The sequence below is a fragment of the Reyranella sp. genome (assembly GCF_044224635.1).
In the GTDB taxonomy this organism is placed as follows: domain Bacteria; phylum Pseudomonadota; class Alphaproteobacteria; order Reyranellales; family Reyranellaceae; genus Reyranella.
Genome location: NZ_JBGAKA010000065.1, coordinates 24,210 through 42,785, shown reverse-complemented (window position 1 = coordinate 42,785; position 18,576 = coordinate 24,210). Strand labels below are relative to the sequence as shown.

Sequence of the window (18,576 nt, the reverse complement as noted above, 5' to 3'; positions counted from 1 at the left end):
GCGATGCCCTTGATCTGGTCGTTCAGGCCCCACCATTCCTGGATCACGATGATGCCGGGCTTTCCGGCGCCCGCCTCGGCCAGATAGCCTTTGCAGGTCGAGCCGTCGGGACGCTTGAAGTCGATCATGCTGCCCATGTCCTTCTCCTCCTCTTGCTTATCGTGCCGTAGACGATCCTGGTCTTGCCTCAGATGCGAAAGCGATTCCCAGCCAGAGATGAATAGATGAGTTTAGCCACAGATGAACACAGATAAACACAGATGAAGAGATCAAGAAGGGATGCTCGTGCTCAGAGCGAGATTCTCCGGACTTCGACGCGGGGCTTGCCGAAGTTGAGCAGCAGGCAGAGCCGCAGCCCGGTTGCCTTGAGATAGTTCAGGCATTGCGCCAAGTGCACGTCATCGACAGCGCGAGCATGCTTCAGCTCGACCAGCACGAGCGATTCGACGAGAAGATCGGCTACGTATTCGCCGACGACGACGCCATCGTACTTCGCGACCATTGCGTGCTGCTGAACGACCGACAGCCCCGCCTTGCGCATCTCGTGAGCCAGCGCGTTCTCGTAGACCTTCTCGAGGAAACCGCTGCCAAGGCCGTTACTCACGGCAAATGCGCACCCCAGGATCCTTTCCGAAATCTGATTGAGGCGTGCCCACTCAGCAGTCATCTCAGGCATCCGTCTTCATCTCTGCATCTGTGTTTATCTGTGTTCATCTGTGGCTAATTCTTCTCAGTGAAACATCGGCAACGCAGATGCGGTCGGCTCAGGCGAAGACTCACTAAAGCAGCTTGCGCAGCTCGGTCTTGAGGATCTTGCCGTAGTTGTTCTTCGGCAATGCCTCGACGAACCTGTAGTCCTTCGGCCGCTTGAAGCGGGCGATGTTGTCGAGGCAGAGCTGGTCGAGCTCGCCCGGCGCCGGCGAGCTGCCGTCGCGCGCCACCACGAAGGCCACCACCTCCTCGCCCCACTCCGGATGCGGGCGGCCGACCACGGAGCATTCGGCCACCGCGGGGTGGAGGTTCAGCACGTCCTCGATCTCGCGCGGGTAGATGTTGGAGCCGCCCGAGATGATCATGTCCTTGGAGCGATCCTTCAGGGTGAGCAGCCCTTCCTCGTCGAACGCACCGACATCGCCGGTCCACAGCCAGCCGTCGCGCAAGGAACGCGCCGTCGCCTCGGGATTGTTCCAGTAGCCCGCCATCACCGTGTCGCCCTTGACGATGATCTCGCCGACCTCGCCCACCGGGAGCTGCCGCCCTTCCTCGTCGACCACCCGCACCGTGACGCAGGAATCGGGACGGCCAGCCGAGGCCAGGCGCTGCTCCCAGCGCGGATGCCGGCGGTCGGCATGCATCTCGCGGCTGAGATGGGTGATGGTCATCGGGCTCTCGCCCTGGCCGTAGAGCTGGCAGAGCTTGTTGCCCAGGAGGTCGAGGCCACGCTTGAGATCGGACACATACATCGGCGCGCCGCCATAGGAGACCAGGCGCAGCGCCTCGGGCCGCAGATCGCCGACGCTGGCGTGCTCGATCAGCCGCTTCACCATGGTCGGTGCCAGGAAGATGCTGCAGTCGGGCCAGCGGTTCATCAGCTCAATGGTTTCCGGCACGTCGTACTTGCCGCTTTCGGGAAAGACCTGGACCGCGCCGCGCGCCAGCGTCGGAAAGCTCCACAGGCCCGAGCCATGACTGATCGGCGCGGCATGCAGGATCGAGCCGCCGGGCTGCGGCCGGTCGACGTCGGCATAGTAGTTGAGCGTCATCGCCAGCAGGTTGCGATGAGTGAGCGTGGCGCCCTTCGGCCGCCCGGTCGTGCCCGAGGTATAGAACAGCCAGGCCGGATCGGTCGGCTCGGCATCCGCCAATGCCGTCGGATCGCCGACCGCCATGAAGGTATAGGACCGCGTCGTCACGTCGACGATCTCGCGCAGCGCGGGCGCCTCCCGGGCCGCCTCGGCGATGGTGTCGGCGAGGTCGGGCGTGACGAAGCACAGCCGGGCGCCCGAGTTCTCCAGGATGAAAGCGAATTCCCTGGCGTGCAGCTTGGCGTTCATCGGCACGGCACAGAGGCCGGCGTGCCAGATGGCGTACATCACCTCGATCGACTGCACGCAGTTCGACATGGCGAAGGCCACGCGATCGCCGCGCTCGAGCCGGAAGCGGGTCGTGAGGTGCATGCTCATCACCGAGACCCGGCGCCACAGCTCGCGAAAGCCGAGATGGCGCGAGGTGCCGTGCGCGAGCGCCGGCAGATCGCGGAATTCGCGCGCTGACCCCAGGAGAAGATTGGCGATGTTCATGGCAGGCCGGTCCGTCGGACCGACTATTGCAGGCGTGGCGACGAGCTTGCAATGTGCGGCTCATGCAGCATTTCGATTTCGCCGTCGTCGGCGCCGGCATCGCCGGGGTTTCCGCCGCCTATCACCTCGCCCCGCACGCCCGCGTGGTCATCCTGGAGCGCGAGCACGTCGCGGCCTACCACACGACCGGCCGCTCGGCGGCGTTGCATTCCGAGACCTATGGCAGTGCCGAGATCCGCGCCATCACCGTGGCGTCGGGCCGCTTCTACCGCAAGCCGCCGCCGGGCTTCACCGATCATCCGCTACTGACGCCGCGCGGCGCCCTGATCGCCGGCCGCGCCGAGCAGCAGGCCGACCTTCAGAAGGCCGCCCGGGACTATGCAGGCCTGGTGCCGAGCGTGCGCTGGCTCGACCCGGCGGAGACGCTCAGGCGCCAGCCGCTGCTCAAGCCCGAAGCCGCCGCCGGCGGCGCCATCTTCGAGGAGGCCGAGGACATGGACGTGGCGGCGATCCACGGCGGCTTCCTCAAGGGCGCGCGGGCGGCAGGGGCGGTGCTGCGCCTCGATGCCGAGGTCACTGGCCTCGATCGCAAGGACGGACGCTGGACGATCCGGATGCGCGACGGCGAGAGCGTGACCGCCGCCACCATCGTCAACGCCTCGGGCGCATGGGCCGACGGTCTTGCCGGCCTGGCCGGCGCGGCGCCGGTCGGGCTGGTCCCCAAGCGTCGTACCGCCTTCACCTTCGACGCGCCGGCGGGTCTCGAACTCGCGCACCTGCCGATGGTCATCGACTTCGACGAGACCTGGTACGTCAAGCCCGAGGTCGGCCAGTTCCTGGGCTCGCCCGCCGATGAGACGCCGTCGCCGCCGTGCGACGCGCAGCCGGAAGAGCTCGACATCGCGATTGCCGTCGAACGCATCGAGTCGGCGACGTCGCTGCAGATCCGACGCATCAAGAACAAGTGGGCGGGTCTGCGCAGCTTCGTCGCCGACAAGAACCTGGTCGTCGGCTACGACCCGGGCGTCGAGGGCTTCTTCTGGCTGGCCGGCCAGGGCGGCTACGGCATCCAGACCGGCGAAGCGGCGGGCCGGCTGGCGGCGAGCCTGGCGCTGGGCCGTGGCCTGCCGCGCGACGTCGCCGAGCTCGGCGTCGTCGAGGCGGCCCTCTCGCCGGCGCGCTTCACGCCGCGGTGATCAGATCTTCACGTCGCATCGCCAAGGCCTGACTTCACGACTGGTGCCGGGCGAGTCATGCTCCTCATGGAACGCTGACCGGCGTTTCGCGAGGCGTTTCAACGAGGGAGTGACACATGACCAGGAAGGCTCTTATCGCGACCGCGACGGCGATCTTCGCAGCCAGCAGCTTCGCGGCCACGGCACAGGCCGGCGTGAAGTGCACCGGCGTCAATTCGTGCAAGGGCACGAGCGCGTGCAAGACGGCGACGTCGGCCTGCAAAGGTCAGAATGCCTGCAAGGGCCAGGGCTGGACCGAGACCACCGACGTGATCAGCTGCACGACCCAGGGCGGCAAGGTTACGCAGTAGCGATATCAACCCTCCTCCCCAGCTTCGCTGGGGAGGTGTCCGCGTCATCGCGGACGGAGGGGTCGAAAGCCCCACTGAGACTCCTGACCCCTCCGTCTCGGATTACCGAGACACCTCCCCAGCAGAGCTGGAGGAGAATGAAACCGGCGCCGCGATCGCTCGCGGCGCCTTCGTCTTTTGCAAGTCTGAATCCCGCACGCGATGCATCCTCGCTGCATCACTGCGCGAACAAGCCAGCAGACCCGTCGCTTTGGCGCATTCATTGAAAGTGTAGGTGCGCTGCACCTTCAAATCCTTTTGATGCGACGCCTGCAACCCGTGCTCTTCAACCGATTCGCTGCTTGCCTCAGCCTGCCGATCAGGACGCGGGGTAGCGTCTGCTGCGTCGTCACGGACGAGGCAGGTAGCGTCACGAGGGAGTAGTACGATGAAGAAGTCGTTCGTGGTTGCCGCATCGGTGTTCGCGGCGGGAACGCTGGTCGCCGGATCGGTCTATGCGCAGTCCACTCATAACTGCGCCGGCGTCAATGCCTGCAAAGGGCAGTCCGCCTGCAAGACGGCGAACTCATCCTGCAAGGGACAGAATGCCTGCAAGGGCCAGGGCTGGGTCGAGACGTCAACGACGCTCGAATGCGTCGCCATCGGCGGCCGCCCGATGAACTGAGGAAGCGTCCGGCCGGACAGCCGGCCGACCGACAGGAGTGATGGCGTCGCGGCCGGCCGCGACGCCGTATCCTCACACAAGCGTGACTCTCCCTGCTCGATCGGGCTCTGCGCCTCCCGCGTACAAGGGATGCAGGGGACGATCCTGCGGCGCTGGCGCCTCGCCATCGTGTGCCTGACAGGGAGATAGAGTCATGACCAAGCGTCAGCTCGCAGTGACTGCCGCCACCATGTTTGCCGTCGGCACCTTCGCCGTCGCCGCCCAGGCCCAGGTCCCGTGCCCGGGAGGCAATGCCTGCAAGGGACAGAGCGCCTGCAAGTCGGCCAACTCCTCGTGCAAGGGCCAGAATGCCTGCAAGGGTCAGGGATTCGTCATGACCGGCACGCAGTTCGAATGCACGGTGATCAAGAGCAAGTAGCGGAGTGGCCACCTTTCGAATCCCTCCCCGATGACGGAGCAGGGCATTCGCACATGGGCGCTCTCTCAATTTCCTCCCCAGCGTCATCGCTGGGGAGGTGTCGCCGTCTTCGGCGACGGAGGGGTCATGAGCAGCGAGACTGGGGCCCATGACCCCTCCGCCCCGTATGACGGGGCACCTCCCCAGCGAAGCTGGGGAGGTGAGTGAAAAGCGCGCCCATATGCGATTGCGCTGGCAATGACGGGGAGGCGAGCAAGATGCGAGCTCGGGCGCCTCTCATTTTCCGCCCGTCGCGATTTGCGAGTAGAATGGCGTCATGTCGAACGGCGAGATCGGCTTTGGCCTCGGGCTGAGGCCTGAGCACTACGAGGAGATCGCCGACAGCCCGGGCCGGGTCGACTGGTTCGAGGCGCTGTCGGAGAACTACATGGTGCCGGGCGGCAGCCCGCTGCATTGGCTGGACCGTATTCGCCGCGACTATCCGATGGCGCTGCACGGCGTGTCGCTGTCGATCGGTTCGATCGATCCGCTCGACCGTCGCTATCTCGACGCGCTCAAGGCGCTCGCCGACCGCGTGCAGCCACTCTGGGTCTCCGACCATCTCTGTTTCACCGGCTTGCGCGGCACCAACATGCACGACCTGCTGCCGCTGCCCTACACCGAGGAAGCGCTCGATCACGTCGCCGAGCGCGTGCGCGCCGTGCAGGATCACCTCGGCCGTCGTCTGGTGCTGGAGAACGTGTCGAGCTACGTCACCTACGCCGCCTCCGAGCTCAGCGAATGGGAGTTCATCGCCGAGCTGGCGCGGCGGGCCGACTGCGACATCCTGCTCGACGTCAACAACGTCTATGTCAGCGCCTTCAACCACGATTTCGATGCCCGCACCTTCCTGCACGCCATGCCGCGCGAGCGGGTGCGCCAGTTCCATCTCGCCGGCCACACCCACAAGGGCAGCCACATCATCGACACCCACGACCATCCCATCGTCGCCGATGTCTGGTCACTCTACGAGGAGGCGGTGCGGCTGTTTCCCGGTGTTCCGACCATGATCGAGCGCGACGCCGACATCCCGCCCTATGTCGAGCTGCTGGCCGAGCTCGACATCGCGCGTCGACTGGCCGCCGGCACGCAACGCGCCGCCGCCGAATGAGCGCCCGGGCCGGCAGCAATGGCGGGTCGCTGGGCGACCTGCAGCGCGCCTTCCAGGATTACCTGCTGGAAAGGAGCGACGGCTTCCAGGCTGCCGTGCGCGACAGCCGCAAAGCCGACCGCGCGACCCTGCTCGATGTCTACCGCGACGGCTATGCGCTCCGTCTGATCGAAGCGCTCACGACGGATTATCCCGGCCTGATGGCGATGACCGGACCGGCCGACTTCGACCACGTGGCGCGCGCCTATATCACCCGACATCCTTCGCACCATCGTTCGATCCGCTGGTACGGCAAGGACCTCGCCGGCTTCATGGCCAACACCGCGCCCTACAGCGGCAGCCCGGCCGCGGTCGAGATGGCGCGCTTCGAATGGGCGCTGGGCGAGGCCTTCGACTCGCCGGACGTGACCCCGGTCAAGGCCGAGGCGCTGATGGCCCTGGCGCCGGAAGCCTGGGAAACACTTTCCTTCACGGCCCTGCCCTCGCTGCGCCGCCTGCAGCTTGCTTTCGAGGTGCCGCAGGCCTGGCAACGCCGCGCCGAGGTCGAGCCGGGCAACCTCGAGGTCGAGCGCGCCGCCGCCGGCCCTGTGACCTGGGCGATCTGGCGCCCCGAGCTGGTCTCCAACTTCCGCTCGCTCGAGCTCGACGAGGCCGCCATGCTCGATGCCCTGACCAGAGGCTGCACCTTCCCGGACCTCTGCGAGGCGGTCGCGGCCTTCACCGGCGAGGACGAAGCGCCCGCCCGCGCCGCCGGCCTTCTGCGGGCCATGGTCGAGGGCGGCATGATCGCGGGCTTCACCCACTGAGCCGGCGGATGACACGCTGCGCGCGTGCCCATATGGTCCTGCCGCCGCCCGCTTGATGGAATGGTAGACATACGAGACTTAAAATCTCGAGGCCGCGAGGCCGTGCCGGTTCGAGTCCGGCAGCGGGCACCAATACGGCCTGAATGGCGGCAAGAAGCTCGACGACTTTGCCATTTAGGCTCTCACTCTTTCTCGGGGCTAAGTCGTCCATTGCTTGACGGCTACTGCCGGACCGTCACGCTCGAGGCCATGCTCGCCGAGATCGCGGCGTCGGCGAAGACAGCCCGGGTGGATTAGCAGGGTATTCGCATATGGGCGCTCCTTCTTTTTCCTCCCCAACTCTGTTGGGGAGGTGTCGCCGTCTTCGGCGACGGAGGGGTCATGAGCAGCGGGACTGAAGCTCATGACCCCTCCGCCCCGTATGACGGGGCACCTCCCCAGCGAAGCTGGGGAGGAGAGTGAAAGGCGAGCCCCTATGCGAATGCCCCGGGCGGATCAGGGCGTCTCCTGCCCCGCGGGGCAAAGCGAGAGCTCATGCTCTTCGGACCGCGAGCGTCCCGCTCGCTCATGACTTTGAGCGAGTGGGACCCTTCGACAAGCGCAGGGCAAGCGCTCGCGGTCCGGAAGAGCAGACTAAGAGCCCGCGATGGCCCGCCTCGCCTTGTCCACGCTCTCCGCCTGAATGGCGCCGGCGAGGTCGGCGAGCCGGGCCTTGTCGGCGGCGTCCTTCACCGGGATCGAGAACTCGCAATGGGTAACGACCGGGCCGTAGCGGTCGCAGAGCTTGCGGCCGATCGTGTCGTAGGTGCCGATGGTCACGAAGGTATCCAGCACCTCGTCGCTGATGTGCTGCGGCATCTCCTCCCAACGCTGGGCGCGCGACAGCAGCTTCAGCCGATCGGCGAACTCGCCGAGGCCGAGATGGTCGAAGGCGGCGCGATATTGCGGAGTCGAGGCGTAGAAGGCGATGCGCGCCCGCACGTCGCGCACCTTGGGAACCAGCTCGGCCTCGCTCGCCGCCGCCGCGACCAGGGGCTTCATGCAGACCGCGAAGTCGGCCAGCGAGCGGCCCGACTTGGCCGCGCCGGCGCGAACGGCGGGCAGCATCACCTGGGCGATGTAGGACGGCGTGCACACCGGATGCGGGCGGATGCCGTCGGCCACCTCGCCCGCCACCTGGCACATCACGGCATTGACCGCGGCCAGCTGGATGGGAATCCGCGGATGCTCGATCGGGCCGGGATTGAACAAGGGCACCATGAGGTCGAGCTTGTAATGCCGGCCGCGCACCGCGAGCGGCGCGCCGTTCTGCCAGCATTCCCACACGGCGCGCACGGCGCCGACATACTCGCGCATCCACGGGCCGGCCGGCGACCAGGCCAGGCCATAGCGGCGCTCGATGTGCGCCTTGACCTGGGTGCCGAGGCCCAGCGTGAAGCGGCCATGCGACAGCTTCTGCAGGGTCCACGCGCTCATTGCGGTCACGGCAGGGCTGCGCGGAAAGGCGATGGCGACCGAGGTCGCGAGCTTCAACCGCGTCGTCGCCTGGGCGGCCAGCGCCATGATGACGAACGGATCGTCCTTGGTCTCCTCGACGACCATGCCGTCATAGCCGATAGCCTCGAGCAGGCGGGCGTCATCGCCGATCGTGGCGAGATCGAGCGGAATCTCGGGGGCGCGCAGGCCGGGATCGACCTTGCCGAGCGGCAAAAGAGTTTCTAGGAGCACTGTGTCACGAGGATAGAAGCGGCCGGGGCGCTCCGACAAGAGCGCGATGCGGCGAGGGAGACAGGGGCCATGAAGGATTTCGCAGGCAGGATCGCGGTCATCACCGGCGGCGGCACCGGCATGGGGCGCGAGCTCGCGCGCCAGCTCGTCGCCGAAGGCTGCAATGTCGCGATGTGCGACGTCTCGGCCGCCAACATGGCCGAGACCAGGCGGCTGTGCGAGGTCGAGCGGCTGCCGCAGGGCCTGCGCATCACCACCCATGTCGCCGACGTCGCCAGCGAGGACGACCTCAAGCGCTTTGCCGGCGAGGTCGCCGAGCAGCACGATACCGACAAGATTCACCTGCTGTTCAACAATGCCGGCATCGGCGGCGGCGGCAGCATGATCGCCAACAGCCGCGAGGAATGGGAGCGCACTTTCAACATCTGCTGGTTCGGCGTCTACTACGGCACGCGCACCTTCCTGCCGATGCTCCTGAAGGCCGACCAGGGCCACATCGTCAACACCAGCAGCATCAACGGCTTCTGGGCCTCGGTCGGCCCGATGGTGCCGCATACCTCCTACAGCGCGGCGAAGTTCGCCGTGAAAGGGTTCAGCGAGGCGTTGCAGACCGACCTGCGCCTCAACGCGCCACACATCAAGTGCTCGGTGGTGATGCCGGGCCACATCGGCACCTCGATCGTGTCGAACTCGCGCAAGATCCAGAGCGGCAACCTCAGCGACACGATGAACGCCACCGAGATCGCCCAGATCCGCGCCCGCATCGCCTCGATGGGCTTCGACGTCACCAGGCTGTCGGACGACGACGTCGCCCGGCTGGCGGCCGCGCGTGCCCGCAGCTTCCTCGAGGACGCCCCGACCAGCGCCGCCCAGGCGGCAACGATCATCCTCGACGGCGTCAAGGCCGAGCGCTGGCGCATCCTGGTCGGCGCCGACGCCGAGAAGATCGACCGCCGCGTGCGCGAGACACCGGAACAGGCCTATGACGTCGAGTTCTTCCAGTCCTTCGCCAAGGAGGTCGGCTGGAAGCTCGGCACGCAGTGACGATCAGCCCTCCTCCCCACGCTTTGCGTGGGGAGGTGTCGCCGTCTTGCGGCGACGGAGGGGTCATGAGCCTCAGTCCCGCTGCTCATGACCCCTCCGTCGCGTATGACGCGACACCTCCCCAGCGAAGCTGGGGAGGAGGATGAGAAGGAACCCATCCCGCCGCCGCCCGTTTCCCGGCATCGGGAACAGGAGTGGCGTCATGATTGGAACATCAGGGCGGCGCACGTTGCTGCGTGCGGGTGTGGGAGCAGCAGGTCTGGCTACGGCGGCACTGGCTCTGCCCGGCCAGGCGCAGGACACCAAGAAGAAGCATTCCGACGAAACCATCTCGCCGGCCGAGAGGCTGATGCGCGAGAACGCGGTGCTGGCCCGCATCCTGCTGATCTACGAAAGCGCCATGCGGCGGCTCGGCCAGGGCGAGGATATCGATCCGGCGGTGATCGAGGTCTCGGCCCGCATCGTCCTCGACTTCATCCACGGCCATCACGAGAAGCAGGAAGAGGAGCTGGTGTTCCCGCGCTTCAAGACCGCCGGACGCATGGTCGAGCTGGTCAACCTCCTGATCATCCAGCACGCCGCCGGACGCAAGCTCACCGAGCGCATCGTCGCCGCCGCGCCGCAGGCCCGCAATCGGCAGCCGCGCGAAGCCATGGCCCCCGACATCCAGGCCTTCATCATCCTGTACCGGCCGCACATGGCGCGCGTGGCGACCGACGTCTATCCGACGCTGCGCCACCTCGTGACCCGCGACGAGTACCAGGAGATCGCCGACCAGATGGAGAAGAGCCAGCGCCAGGCCTTCGGCGCCGACGGCTTCGAGAAGGTCGCCAAGAAGGTGCACGAGATCGAGAAGTCGATCGGCCTCGGCGACCTCGACGTCTTCACACCGAAGGGGTGAATTCCCGATTCAGACTCCTCTCTCCACTTGGGCAGAGCATTCGCATATGGGCGCGCTTTCACTTTCCTCCCCAGCTTCGCTGGGGAGGTGCCCCGTCATACGGGGCGGAGGGGTCACAGGCCTCAGTCCCGCTGCTCATGACCCCTCCGTCGCCGAAGACGGCGACACCACAGGCTTTTGGCCGCTTGCGGCCAAAATGCCGACCCCAACAGAGTTGAGGAGGAAAATGAGAGAGCGCCCATATGCGAACGCCCTACCGTCCTCAGCCTCTGTAGTGGCAGGACACCCAGTGGCCGGGGCGGCTTTCGCGCAGCTCGGGGACGCGCTGGGCGCAGTCGGGCCTGGCGATCGGGCAGCGCGTGTGGAAATGGCAGCCCGACGGCGGCCGGATCGGATTGGGCACGTCGCCCTGCAGCATGATGCGCTTGCGCTTGACCGTGGGATCGGGGATCGGCACGGCCGACAGCAGCGCCTCGGTATAGGGGTGCAGCGGCGTCTCGTAGAGCTCGCGCGCCGGGGCGATCTCGACCACGCGACCGAGATACATCACCGCCACCCGGTTGGAGATGTGCTCGACCACGCTGAGATCGTGGGCGATGAACAGGTAGGTGAGGCCGAACTGCTCCTGCAGATCCTCCAGGAGATTGATCACCTGGGCCTGGATCGAGACGTCGAGCGCCGACACCGGCTCGTCGCACACGATCAGCTTGGGCTCGACGGCGAGCGCGCGGGCGATGCCGATGCGCTGGCGCTGGCCGCCCGAGAACTCGTGCGGGAAGCGGCGCATGTGGTCGGGCTGCAGGCCCACCGTCTCGAGCAGCTGGACGACGCGGTCTTCCTGCGCCTGGCGCGAGCCGGCGAGCTTATGGATCGTCAGCGCCTCGCCGATGATGGCGCCCACCGTCAGCCGCGGATTGAGCGAGGCGTACGGGTCCTGGAAGATGATCTGCATGTCGCGCCTGAGCGAGCGCAGCGCCGTGGCGTCCATGCGCGTGACGTCGGCCCCCTTGAACGTGATCTCGCCCGAGCTGGGCTCGATCAGCCGCAGGATGCAGCGGCCGGTCGTCGACTTGCCGCACCCCGACTCGCCCACCAGCCCCAGTGTCTCGCCGGCGCCGATGTCGAAGCTCACGCCGTCGACGGCGTGCACGCGATCGATCTCGCGCACGAACACGCCGCCCTTGACGGCGAAGTGCTTGCGCAGGTTGCGCACCGAGAGGAGCGCGTCGCCCGCGCCGGCTTCCTGGACACTCACAGCACGCACCGCACGAAGTGGCCGGGCGACACCTCCTTGAGGGGTGGCATCTCGTGCACGCAGATGTCGCTGGCGTAGCGGCAGCGCGCGGCGAAACGGCAGCCCGGCGGCGGGTCGAGCAGGCTGGGCACCGTGCCCGAGATCGCCTCCAGCCGCTGCTTCTTCTCGGCCGCCCGGTCGACGCGCGGGATCGAGCGGATCAGGCCCTGGGTATAGGGATGGCGCGGCTGGCCGAACAGCTCGCCGACCGGCGCCTCCTCCACCACCTTGCCGGCGTACATCACCGTCACCCGCTGGCAGGTCTCGGCGACCACTCCCATGGCATGGGTGATCAGCATGATCGCCATGCCGAAGCGCTCCTTCATCTCCTGCATCAGCTCGAGGATCTGCGCCTGGATGGTGACGTCGAGCGCCGTCGTCGGCTCGTCGGCGATCAGGAGCTTGGGCTGGCACGACAGCGCCATGGCGATCATCACGCGCTGGCGCATGCCGCCCGAGAACTGGTGCGGGTAGTCGTGCACGCGGCGCTGCGGGTTGGGAATGTTGACCAGGCGCAGCATCTCGGCGGCGCCCGCGAGGGCCTGCTTGCGTCCCAGCTTCTGGTGCAACCCGATCACCTCGGCGATCTGGTCGCCCACCGTGTAGACCGGGTTGAGCGAGGTCATCGGCTCCTGGAAGATGATGGCGATCTCGCGGGCGCGGATCTTGTTCATCTCCTCGTCGCCGAGCGGGATCAGGTCGCGGCCGCGCCACAGGATCCTGCCGTCCTCGAAGCGGCCGGGCGGCATGTCGATCAGCTTCAGCACCGAGCGCGCGGTCACGGTCTTGCCGCAACCCGATTCGCCCACCACCCCCACGGTCTCGCCGTGGTCGATCCGCAGGTCGACGCCGTCGACGGCGCGAACCATGCCGTCGTCGGTCTTGAACCAGGTTTTCAGCCCGCGAATCTCGAGCAGCGTTTCGACCACGGACCCCTCAGATGACGCGGCGCGGGTCGAGCGCGTCGCGCAGCCCATCGCCGATGAAATTGATGGACAGCACGGTGAGGAAGATCGCGGCGCCTGACGCCAGCGCCCAGTGCGGCGCGATGTCGAGATAGTCCTTGGCATCGGCCAGCAGGCGGCCCCAGGTCGGGATGTCGGGCGGGAAGCCGAGGCCGAGGAACGACAGGGTCGATTCCTGGATGATCGCGGCGGCGACGTCGATGGTGGCGGCCACGATCACCGGCCCCAGGGCATTGGGCAGGATGTGCTGGATGACCTGCCGGCTGCGCGAGGCGCCGAGAGCGCGCGCCGCCTCGACGAACTCCTTCTCGCGCAACGACAGGAACTGGGCGCGCACCAGGCGGGCCGCCGGCATCCAGCGCAGGCCGCCGATCACGATCACGATCATGATGAAGATGCCGCCCTCGACGCCGAACACCGCCTTCAGCGAATCGCGAAACAGGTAGATGATCAGCAGCAGCAGCGGCAAGGTCGGCAGCGACAGGAACAGGTCGGCGAGCCACATCAGCACGGCATCGACCTTGCCGCTCGCCATGCCGGCGACCGCGCCGACCAGCACGCCGACGAAGATGGCGACGACCATCGCCGCCAGGCCGACGGCAAGCGAGATGCGCCCGCCATAGATCATGCGGGCCAGCACGTCCTGGCCGAGATCGTCGGTGCCGAGCGGGTGCGCCCAGCTCGGCCCCTGCAGCTTGGCGGCGAAGTCGATCTCGTTGATCGGCACCGTCCAGACGAGCGGCCCGAAAACGACCGTGGCGACGATCAGGCCCAGCACGACCGCGCTCGCCAGGGCGAGCCGATGACGCCGGAAGCGACGCCACACCTCCTGCCAGGGCGAGAAATGCTGTTTCCTGCGCGCCGGCGTTGCTGCCGCCGCTGCAGGCTGGGCGGTGGCACGGGTTGGCGCACCCTGGGTGACGGTCATGGGCGCGCCTCAGCGGTAGGAGATGCGGGGGTCGAGCCAGGCATAGAGGACATCGGCGATCAGGTTGCAGAGGACGACGAGGCAGGAGAAGACGAAGGTGACGGCCATCACCACCGGCGTGTCGTTGGCCAGCATGGCCGAGATCAGGAGCGAGCCGATGCCGGGGACGCGGAAGATCTGCTCGGTGACGATGGCGCCGCCGAACACCACCGGCATCTGCAGCATGACCAGCGTGACGACCGGGATCAGCGCATTGCGCACCACATGCTTGGTGATCACCTTGCGCTCGCCGATGCCCTTGGAGCGCGCCGTGATGACGTAGTCCAGGCGGACGACGTCGAGCACCGAGGAGCGCACGTAGCGCACCAGGGAGGCGCCCTGGAACAGGCCGAGCACCATGACCGGCATGATCGACTGCTTGACGTGCTCCCAGTAGAATTTCCAGCCGGTGGCGTTGATGTCGGCCCGGTAGACGAAGGGCAGCCAGTCGAGCTGGATCGAGAACACCAGGATCAGCAGCAAACCGGTGAAGAAGGTCGGCAGCGAGAAGCCGATGAAGGCCAGCGTGTTGGCGATCTGGTCGAAGATCGAATAGGGCCGGATGCCGGCCAGCACGCCGACCGGCAGGGCGACCAGGATGGCGATGAGCTGGGCGGCGCCGATCACCACCAGGGTGGTCGGCAAGCGCTGCAGGATCAGCGTGTCGACATCCATGCGGCTGACGAAGGAGAAGCCCCAGTCGCCGCGCAGCATCGCCGTGAACCAGTGGCCGTAGCGGACCCACACCGGATCATCGAGGCCGAACTTGGCCCTGAGCGCTGCCGCCACCTCGGGCGGCACCGCCGGATTCTGCGCCAACTCGGAGAACGGATCGCCCGGCGCAAGGGCCAGCACGGTGTACAGGAGGACGCTGATCCCGAGCATGGCCGGGATCACCAGCAGTATTCGGCGGATCATCCATTGTCGGGACACTCACAGCCTCCGCTGCTCAATCGTCACGACCCGCGCCTCAGGTCTCCTTGTACCAGTTCTGGATGTCCCAGGTGTTGTTGTCCCAGCCGCTCATGGCCGCCTGGAGCTGGTTGCTGATCGCCTGCACGGCCGGGCGGGCCACCACCGGGATCACCACCTGGTCGTTCACCACCATGTCGTTCAGCTTGATGAAGGCCGCGGCGCGCTTGATCGGGTCGACCTCGACCTGGGCGGCCTTGAAGACGGCGTCGTACTCCTGGTTGCGCCAGCGCGTGATGTTGCGGCCCTGCCACTTGTTGTCCTTGGCGGACGCTTCCCACGAGGCGAACTGCAGCATGAACACTTCCGGGTCCGGCTGCGTCATCGTCGTCGTGTACATCTGCAGGTCGGTATAGAAGTGCGGATAGGTGTCCGGATTGGCCACGTCCGAGGAGAAGAACACCGACGCCGTCACCGCCTTGACCTCGATGTCGATGCCGGCCTTCTGGCAGGCCTGCTTGACGATCGCCTGGGTCTTCTGCCGCGGCTGGTTGATCGAGGTCTGGTAGACGAACTTCAGCTTCTTGCCGTCCTTGGCGCGGATGCCGTCGGCGCCCTTCTTCCAGCCTGCCTTCTCCAGGATGTCGTTCGCCTTGTCGACGTTGAACTCGAACTTGGTGTTCTTGGAGCGGAACTTCTCGGGATTGTTGACGAAGTTGGCCGTCGCGTTGCCGGTGCGGCCGTAGATGAACTTCTCGACCGAATCCTTGTCGACCAGCACCGAGAGGGCCTGACGCACCGCCGGATCCGACAGGGTCGGATGCTTGGTCTTGAGGCTCGAACGCTCGCCGTCGACCTCGGTCCACGGGTCCGTGGTATTGAGCTGGATGTGCTCGATGTTGCCGCCGGGGGAGATGACGACCTTGCCCTTGCCGCCCTTCTCCAGGCGCTGGAGGATCTCATCCTCGACCTGCATGTTCCAGGCGAAGTCGAACTCGCCGGTCTGCAGCACCGCGCGCGCCGCCGACACGGCGTCGCCGCCGCCCTTCATCTCGAAAGCATCGAAGTACGGGCGGTTGGGCATGTGGTAGTTGGGGTTGATCACGCCCGACACCATGTCGCCCGGCTTGAAGTCCTTGAACATGTACGGACCGGTGCCGACCGGCTTGAGATTGGCCGGCGCGTCGCGCGACTTGTCGCCGGCGTAGGCCTCGAACAGGTGCTTGGGAATGATCATGCCGCGCGGCCCCACGAAGGCGTCGGCCCAGAACGGCGTGGGCTTGCTGAAGATCACCTTGACGGTGTAGTCGTCGACCTTCTCGACCATGACGTCGGTGTACGAGCCGCTGGTCGTGGCGGCCGTCGCCGGGTTCTTCGCGTACGCCCAGTTGAACACCACGTCGTCGGCCGTGAACGGCTTGCCGTCGTGCCACTTGACGCCCTGCTTCAGCTTCCAGGTCACCGACTTGCCGTCGGCCGCCAGGGTGCCGTCCTCGCGGCCCGGGATCGAGGCGGCCAGCACGGGCGCGAGGTTGCCGTCGGCATCCCAGCCGGCCAGCGGCTCGTAGAACCAGCGCGAGCCGTCCTGGTCCTTGGTGCCGACCGCGAAATGCGGATTGAGCAAGGTCGAGCCCTGCCACCACAGCGCCTTCAGGAGGCCGCCGCCGCCCCGCTTGGTCGGTTTGTACGTCGATTTGGGCTGTGCCATCGCCACACCCGAGAAGGCCAGCAGCTGGGTCGCCATCGGCGCCACCAGTCCCACTGCCGCCATCCGCCGGACGAAGCCGCGTCGCGACAGCTTGCCAGCCTTCACCGCACCGATCAGGCGGCGCAATTCTTGTTCATTCATGGTCCCGCTCCCATCACCCTGCACCAGTTCATTGCCATCCGACGCTCTCGCTATACTGCAAGATGCGTGCAAGTCTCGATCAGAACAGGCCGGCACGCTGTCGTCAACGACGACACGGCATGTGAACGCGGAGAGAAGAATGGCGTGGCTCTATCTCGTCCTGGCGAGCATCTGCGAAATCGGCTGGCCGGTCGGCCTGAAGCTCGGCTGGACCGATCAGGGGCCCCGTTGGGGATGGATCGTCTTTGCAGTCGCCGCGATGACGGCGAGCGGCGCGCTGCTTTTGTGGGCACAGCGCTTCATCCCCATGGGCACCGCCTACGCCGTGTGGACCGGTATCGGCGCAGTCGGGGCGTTCGTCGTCGGCATCGCGGCGTTCGGTGATTCGGCATCCACCCTGCGAATGGTGTCGATCGGTCTCATCGTGGCTGGAATCGTCGGCCTCAAGCTGGCCTGATCGAATTCGCCGAGTCAAATTGGCTCAGTCACATTGGCGCAATCAAATTTGCCACTTCATTCACCTCACGGGAGAGAAACAATGCGTATGAAGGACAAGGTCGCCCTGGTCAGCGGCGCGGCCGGCGGCATGGGTGCTGCGACGGCCCGCCTGCTTGCCCGCGAAGGCGCCAAGGCGGTGGTCGTGGCCGACCTGCTCGACAAGGAAGGCGAGGCGGTGGTCGCCGACATCAACAAGGCGGGCGGAAAGGCGAGCTATGCCCATCTCGACGTCACCGACGAGGGGCAGTGGAAGGGCCTGATCGACCGCATCATGGCCGACCACGGTCATCTCGACGTGTTGGTCAACAATGCCGGCATCTCGGGCTCGGCCGAGCAGGATCTCTACGACACGGCGGCGTGGAACCGGCTGATGGGGATCAATGCGACCGGCGTCTTCCTCGGCATGAAGCACGGCATCGCGGCGATGAAGAAGGCCGGTCGCGGCTCGGTGATCAACCTGTCGTCGGTCTCCGGCATCGTCGGCCAGGGCAACATCCATGTCGGCTACAACGCCTCCAAGGGCGCGGTGCGGCTGATCACCAAGGCGGCCGCCGCCCAGCACGGACGCGACGGCATCCGCATCAACTCGGTCCATCCCGGCCTGATGCCGCCGATGCGCACCTCCGGCCGTACCGCCGATCCGGCGACCCGCGCCAAGACCCTGAAGGGCGTGCCGCTCGGTCGCGCCGGCGAGGTCGACGAGGTGGCCTACGCCATCCTGTTCCTGGCGTCGGACGAATCGTCGTACGTCACCGGCGCCGAGCTGATCGTCGACGGCGGCTGGACCGCCGTGTGATGGCAGACGACAGGAAGCCCGTTGCGGTCGAGCGGTGGCAAGTGCTCGAGACCAGGTACAGCTACCGAGATCGCTGGCTGGCGTTGCGCAGCGACACGGTGCGCGTGCCCAACGGCACCATCCTGTCGCCCTACCACACCATCGAGTTCCCCGAATGGATCTGCGCCGTGGCGCTCACCTCGGACCATCACATCGTGCTGATCGAGGAGTACCGCCACGGCGTCGGCCGGCTTTCGATCGAGCTGCCGTGCGGCACCCCGGACCACGACGGCGAGGACCTGCTCGCCGCCATGCAGCGCGAGCTCCTGGAAGAGACGGGATACGCCGCCGATGAATGGCATGCTCTGGGCTCGTCGACCGCCAACACCGCGCGCCAGAACAACCGCGTGCATGCCTTCCTCGCGCTCGACGCGCGCCGTATCGCCGGCCAGTCGCTCGACCCCGGCGAGGTCATCCGCCCACACGTCGTCCCGTGGCGCCAGTTCATCGCCGAGCTGGGCGACGGCCGGCTCGAGATCCCCGGCCTCCACCTCGCTGCCCTGTGGCAGCTCAGGATTTTCGCGCAGACGACCGGCGATCCGCGGCTGGCGGCGCTGGAACTGTAAGACGACTCCTCGCCGGGAGCGCGCCACTCATTGGCGCTAACATGACTTTGCCGAAAGACGCGTCATGCGCTGGGAGCGCGCCACTCCGATGGCGCTCATGGGATATGCAATCGACAAGAAGAGCGCCATCGGA

At 66.7% G+C, this 18,576-nt stretch carries 20 protein-coding genes and 1 tRNA gene; 12 read left to right on the top strand and 9 right to left on the bottom strand.

Annotated features, from left to right (window positions below):
• From ACILR9_RS34560 to ACILR9_RS34550, 3 genes are all read right to left on the bottom strand, one after another.
• On the bottom strand, positions 1-137 hold a 137-nt coding region (locus ACILR9_RS34560), incomplete at its 3' end, for a dienelactone hydrolase family protein (protein WP_395714538.1).
• Positions 138-289: 152 nt separating this feature from the next.
• Positions 290-667 carry a GxxExxY protein gene (locus tag ACILR9_RS34555; RefSeq protein ID WP_395714534.1) on the bottom strand — a complete coding sequence of 126 codons (378 nt, stop codon included), beginning with the start codon at positions 665-667 and terminating at the stop codon, positions 290-292.
• Between the two features lie 112 nt (positions 668-779).
• Positions 780-2,300, bottom strand: a complete 1,521-nt coding sequence (locus tag ACILR9_RS34550; protein ID WP_395714533.1) for an AMP-binding protein — start codon at positions 2,298-2,300, stop codon at positions 780-782.
• Between the two features lie 62 nt (positions 2,301-2,362).
• Here ACILR9_RS34550 and ACILR9_RS34545 point away from each other — a divergent pair, with 62 nt between their 5' ends.
• From ACILR9_RS34545 to ACILR9_RS34515, 7 genes are all read left to right on the top strand, one after another.
• Positions 2,363-3,496, top strand: coding sequence for an NAD(P)/FAD-dependent oxidoreductase (locus ACILR9_RS34545; protein WP_395714537.1), 1,134 nt, complete (start codon positions 2,363-2,365; stop codon positions 3,494-3,496).
• Between the two features lie 116 nt (positions 3,497-3,612).
• A complete protein-coding gene (locus ACILR9_RS34540; RefSeq protein WP_395714532.1) occupies positions 3,613-3,846 on the top strand; it encodes a hypothetical protein in 234 nt (77 codons plus the stop codon).
• Between the two features lie 427 nt (positions 3,847-4,273).
• Positions 4,274-4,510 (top strand): hypothetical protein, encoded by a 237-nt coding sequence (locus ACILR9_RS34535; RefSeq protein WP_395714531.1) that lies wholly within the window; start codon positions 4,274-4,276, stop codon positions 4,508-4,510.
• A 193-nt stretch (positions 4,511-4,703) separates the two neighbouring features.
• Positions 4,704-4,928 (top strand): hypothetical protein, encoded by a 225-nt coding sequence (locus ACILR9_RS34530; protein WP_395714530.1) that lies wholly within the window; start codon positions 4,704-4,706, stop codon positions 4,926-4,928.
• Between the two features lie 316 nt (positions 4,929-5,244).
• On the top strand, positions 5,245-6,078 hold the full coding sequence (locus ACILR9_RS34525; RefSeq protein WP_395714529.1) for a DUF692 domain-containing protein: 834 nt from the start codon (positions 5,245-5,247) through the stop codon (positions 6,076-6,078).
• Positions 6,075-6,884 carry a DUF2063 domain-containing protein gene (locus tag ACILR9_RS34520; RefSeq protein WP_395714528.1) on the top strand — a complete coding sequence of 270 codons (810 nt, stop codon included), beginning with the start codon at positions 6,075-6,077 and terminating at the stop codon, positions 6,882-6,884. The genes ACILR9_RS34525 and ACILR9_RS34520 overlap by 4 nt, the downstream gene beginning before the upstream one ends.
• Positions 6,885-6,930: 46 nt before the next feature.
• Positions 6,931-7,016 (top strand) — tRNA-Leu (locus tag ACILR9_RS34515).
• A 501-nt stretch (positions 7,017-7,517) separates the two neighbouring features.
• Here the strand turns inward: ACILR9_RS34515 and ACILR9_RS34510 are convergent.
• Complete coding sequence (locus ACILR9_RS34510) at positions 7,518-8,594, bottom strand: TIGR03617 family F420-dependent LLM class oxidoreductase (protein ID WP_395714527.1); 1,077 nt, start codon at positions 8,592-8,594, stop codon at positions 7,518-7,520.
• Between the two features lie 87 nt (positions 8,595-8,681).
• Here ACILR9_RS34510 and ACILR9_RS34505 point away from each other — a divergent pair, with 87 nt between their 5' ends.
• On the top strand, positions 8,682-9,656 hold the full coding sequence (locus ACILR9_RS34505) for an SDR family oxidoreductase (protein ID WP_395714526.1): 975 nt from the start codon (positions 8,682-8,684) through the stop codon (positions 9,654-9,656).
• 202 nt (positions 9,657-9,858) lie between these two features.
• The gene (locus ACILR9_RS34500; RefSeq protein ID WP_395714525.1) at positions 9,859-10,557 is read left to right on the top strand and encodes a hemerythrin domain-containing protein; all 699 of its coding nucleotides are present in this window, start codon (positions 9,859-9,861) and stop codon (positions 10,555-10,557) included.
• 262 nt (positions 10,558-10,819) lie between these two features.
• Here ACILR9_RS34500 and ACILR9_RS34495 read toward each other — a convergent pair whose 3' ends face one another.
• From ACILR9_RS34495 to ACILR9_RS34475, 5 genes are all read right to left on the bottom strand, one after another.
• Positions 10,820-11,821 (bottom strand): ABC transporter ATP-binding protein, encoded by a 1,002-nt coding sequence (locus tag ACILR9_RS34495; RefSeq protein ID WP_395714524.1) that lies wholly within the window; start codon positions 11,819-11,821, stop codon positions 10,820-10,822.
• The gene (locus ACILR9_RS34490) at positions 11,809-12,720 is read right to left on the bottom strand and encodes an ABC transporter ATP-binding protein (RefSeq protein WP_395714536.1); all 912 of its coding nucleotides are present in this window, start codon (positions 12,718-12,720) and stop codon (positions 11,809-11,811) included. Before ACILR9_RS34490 ends, ACILR9_RS34495 begins: the two co-directional genes overlap by 13 nt.
• A 67-nt stretch (positions 12,721-12,787) precedes the next feature.
• A complete protein-coding gene (locus tag ACILR9_RS34485; protein WP_395714523.1) occupies positions 12,788-13,744 on the bottom strand; it encodes an ABC transporter permease in 957 nt (318 codons plus the stop codon).
• 9 nt (positions 13,745-13,753) lie between these two features.
• The gene (locus ACILR9_RS34480) at positions 13,754-14,701 is read right to left on the bottom strand and encodes an ABC transporter permease (RefSeq protein ID WP_395714535.1); all 948 of its coding nucleotides are present in this window, start codon (positions 14,699-14,701) and stop codon (positions 13,754-13,756) included.
• 52 nt (positions 14,702-14,753) lie between these two features.
• Positions 14,754-16,544, bottom strand: coding sequence for a peptide ABC transporter substrate-binding protein (locus ACILR9_RS34475; RefSeq protein ID WP_395714522.1), 1,791 nt, complete (start codon positions 16,542-16,544; stop codon positions 14,754-14,756).
• Between the two features lie 139 nt (positions 16,545-16,683).
• On the opposite strand from ACILR9_RS34475, the gene ACILR9_RS34470 reads away from it, so the two are divergent.
• From ACILR9_RS34470 to ACILR9_RS34460, 3 genes are all read left to right on the top strand, one after another.
• Positions 16,684-17,001 carry a DMT family transporter gene (locus tag ACILR9_RS34470; RefSeq protein WP_395714521.1) on the top strand — a complete coding sequence of 106 codons (318 nt, stop codon included), beginning with the start codon at positions 16,684-16,686 and terminating at the stop codon, positions 16,999-17,001.
• A gap of 81 nt (positions 17,002-17,082) precedes the next feature.
• The gene (locus ACILR9_RS34465; protein ID WP_395714520.1) at positions 17,083-17,838 is read left to right on the top strand and encodes a glucose 1-dehydrogenase; all 756 of its coding nucleotides are present in this window, start codon (positions 17,083-17,085) and stop codon (positions 17,836-17,838) included.
• On the top strand, positions 17,838-18,443 hold the full coding sequence (locus tag ACILR9_RS34460; protein ID WP_395714519.1) for an NUDIX hydrolase: 606 nt from the start codon (positions 17,838-17,840) through the stop codon (positions 18,441-18,443). The genes ACILR9_RS34465 and ACILR9_RS34460 overlap by 1 nt, the downstream gene beginning before the upstream one ends.
• The last annotated feature ends 133 nt before the right edge of the window (positions 18,444-18,576 follow it).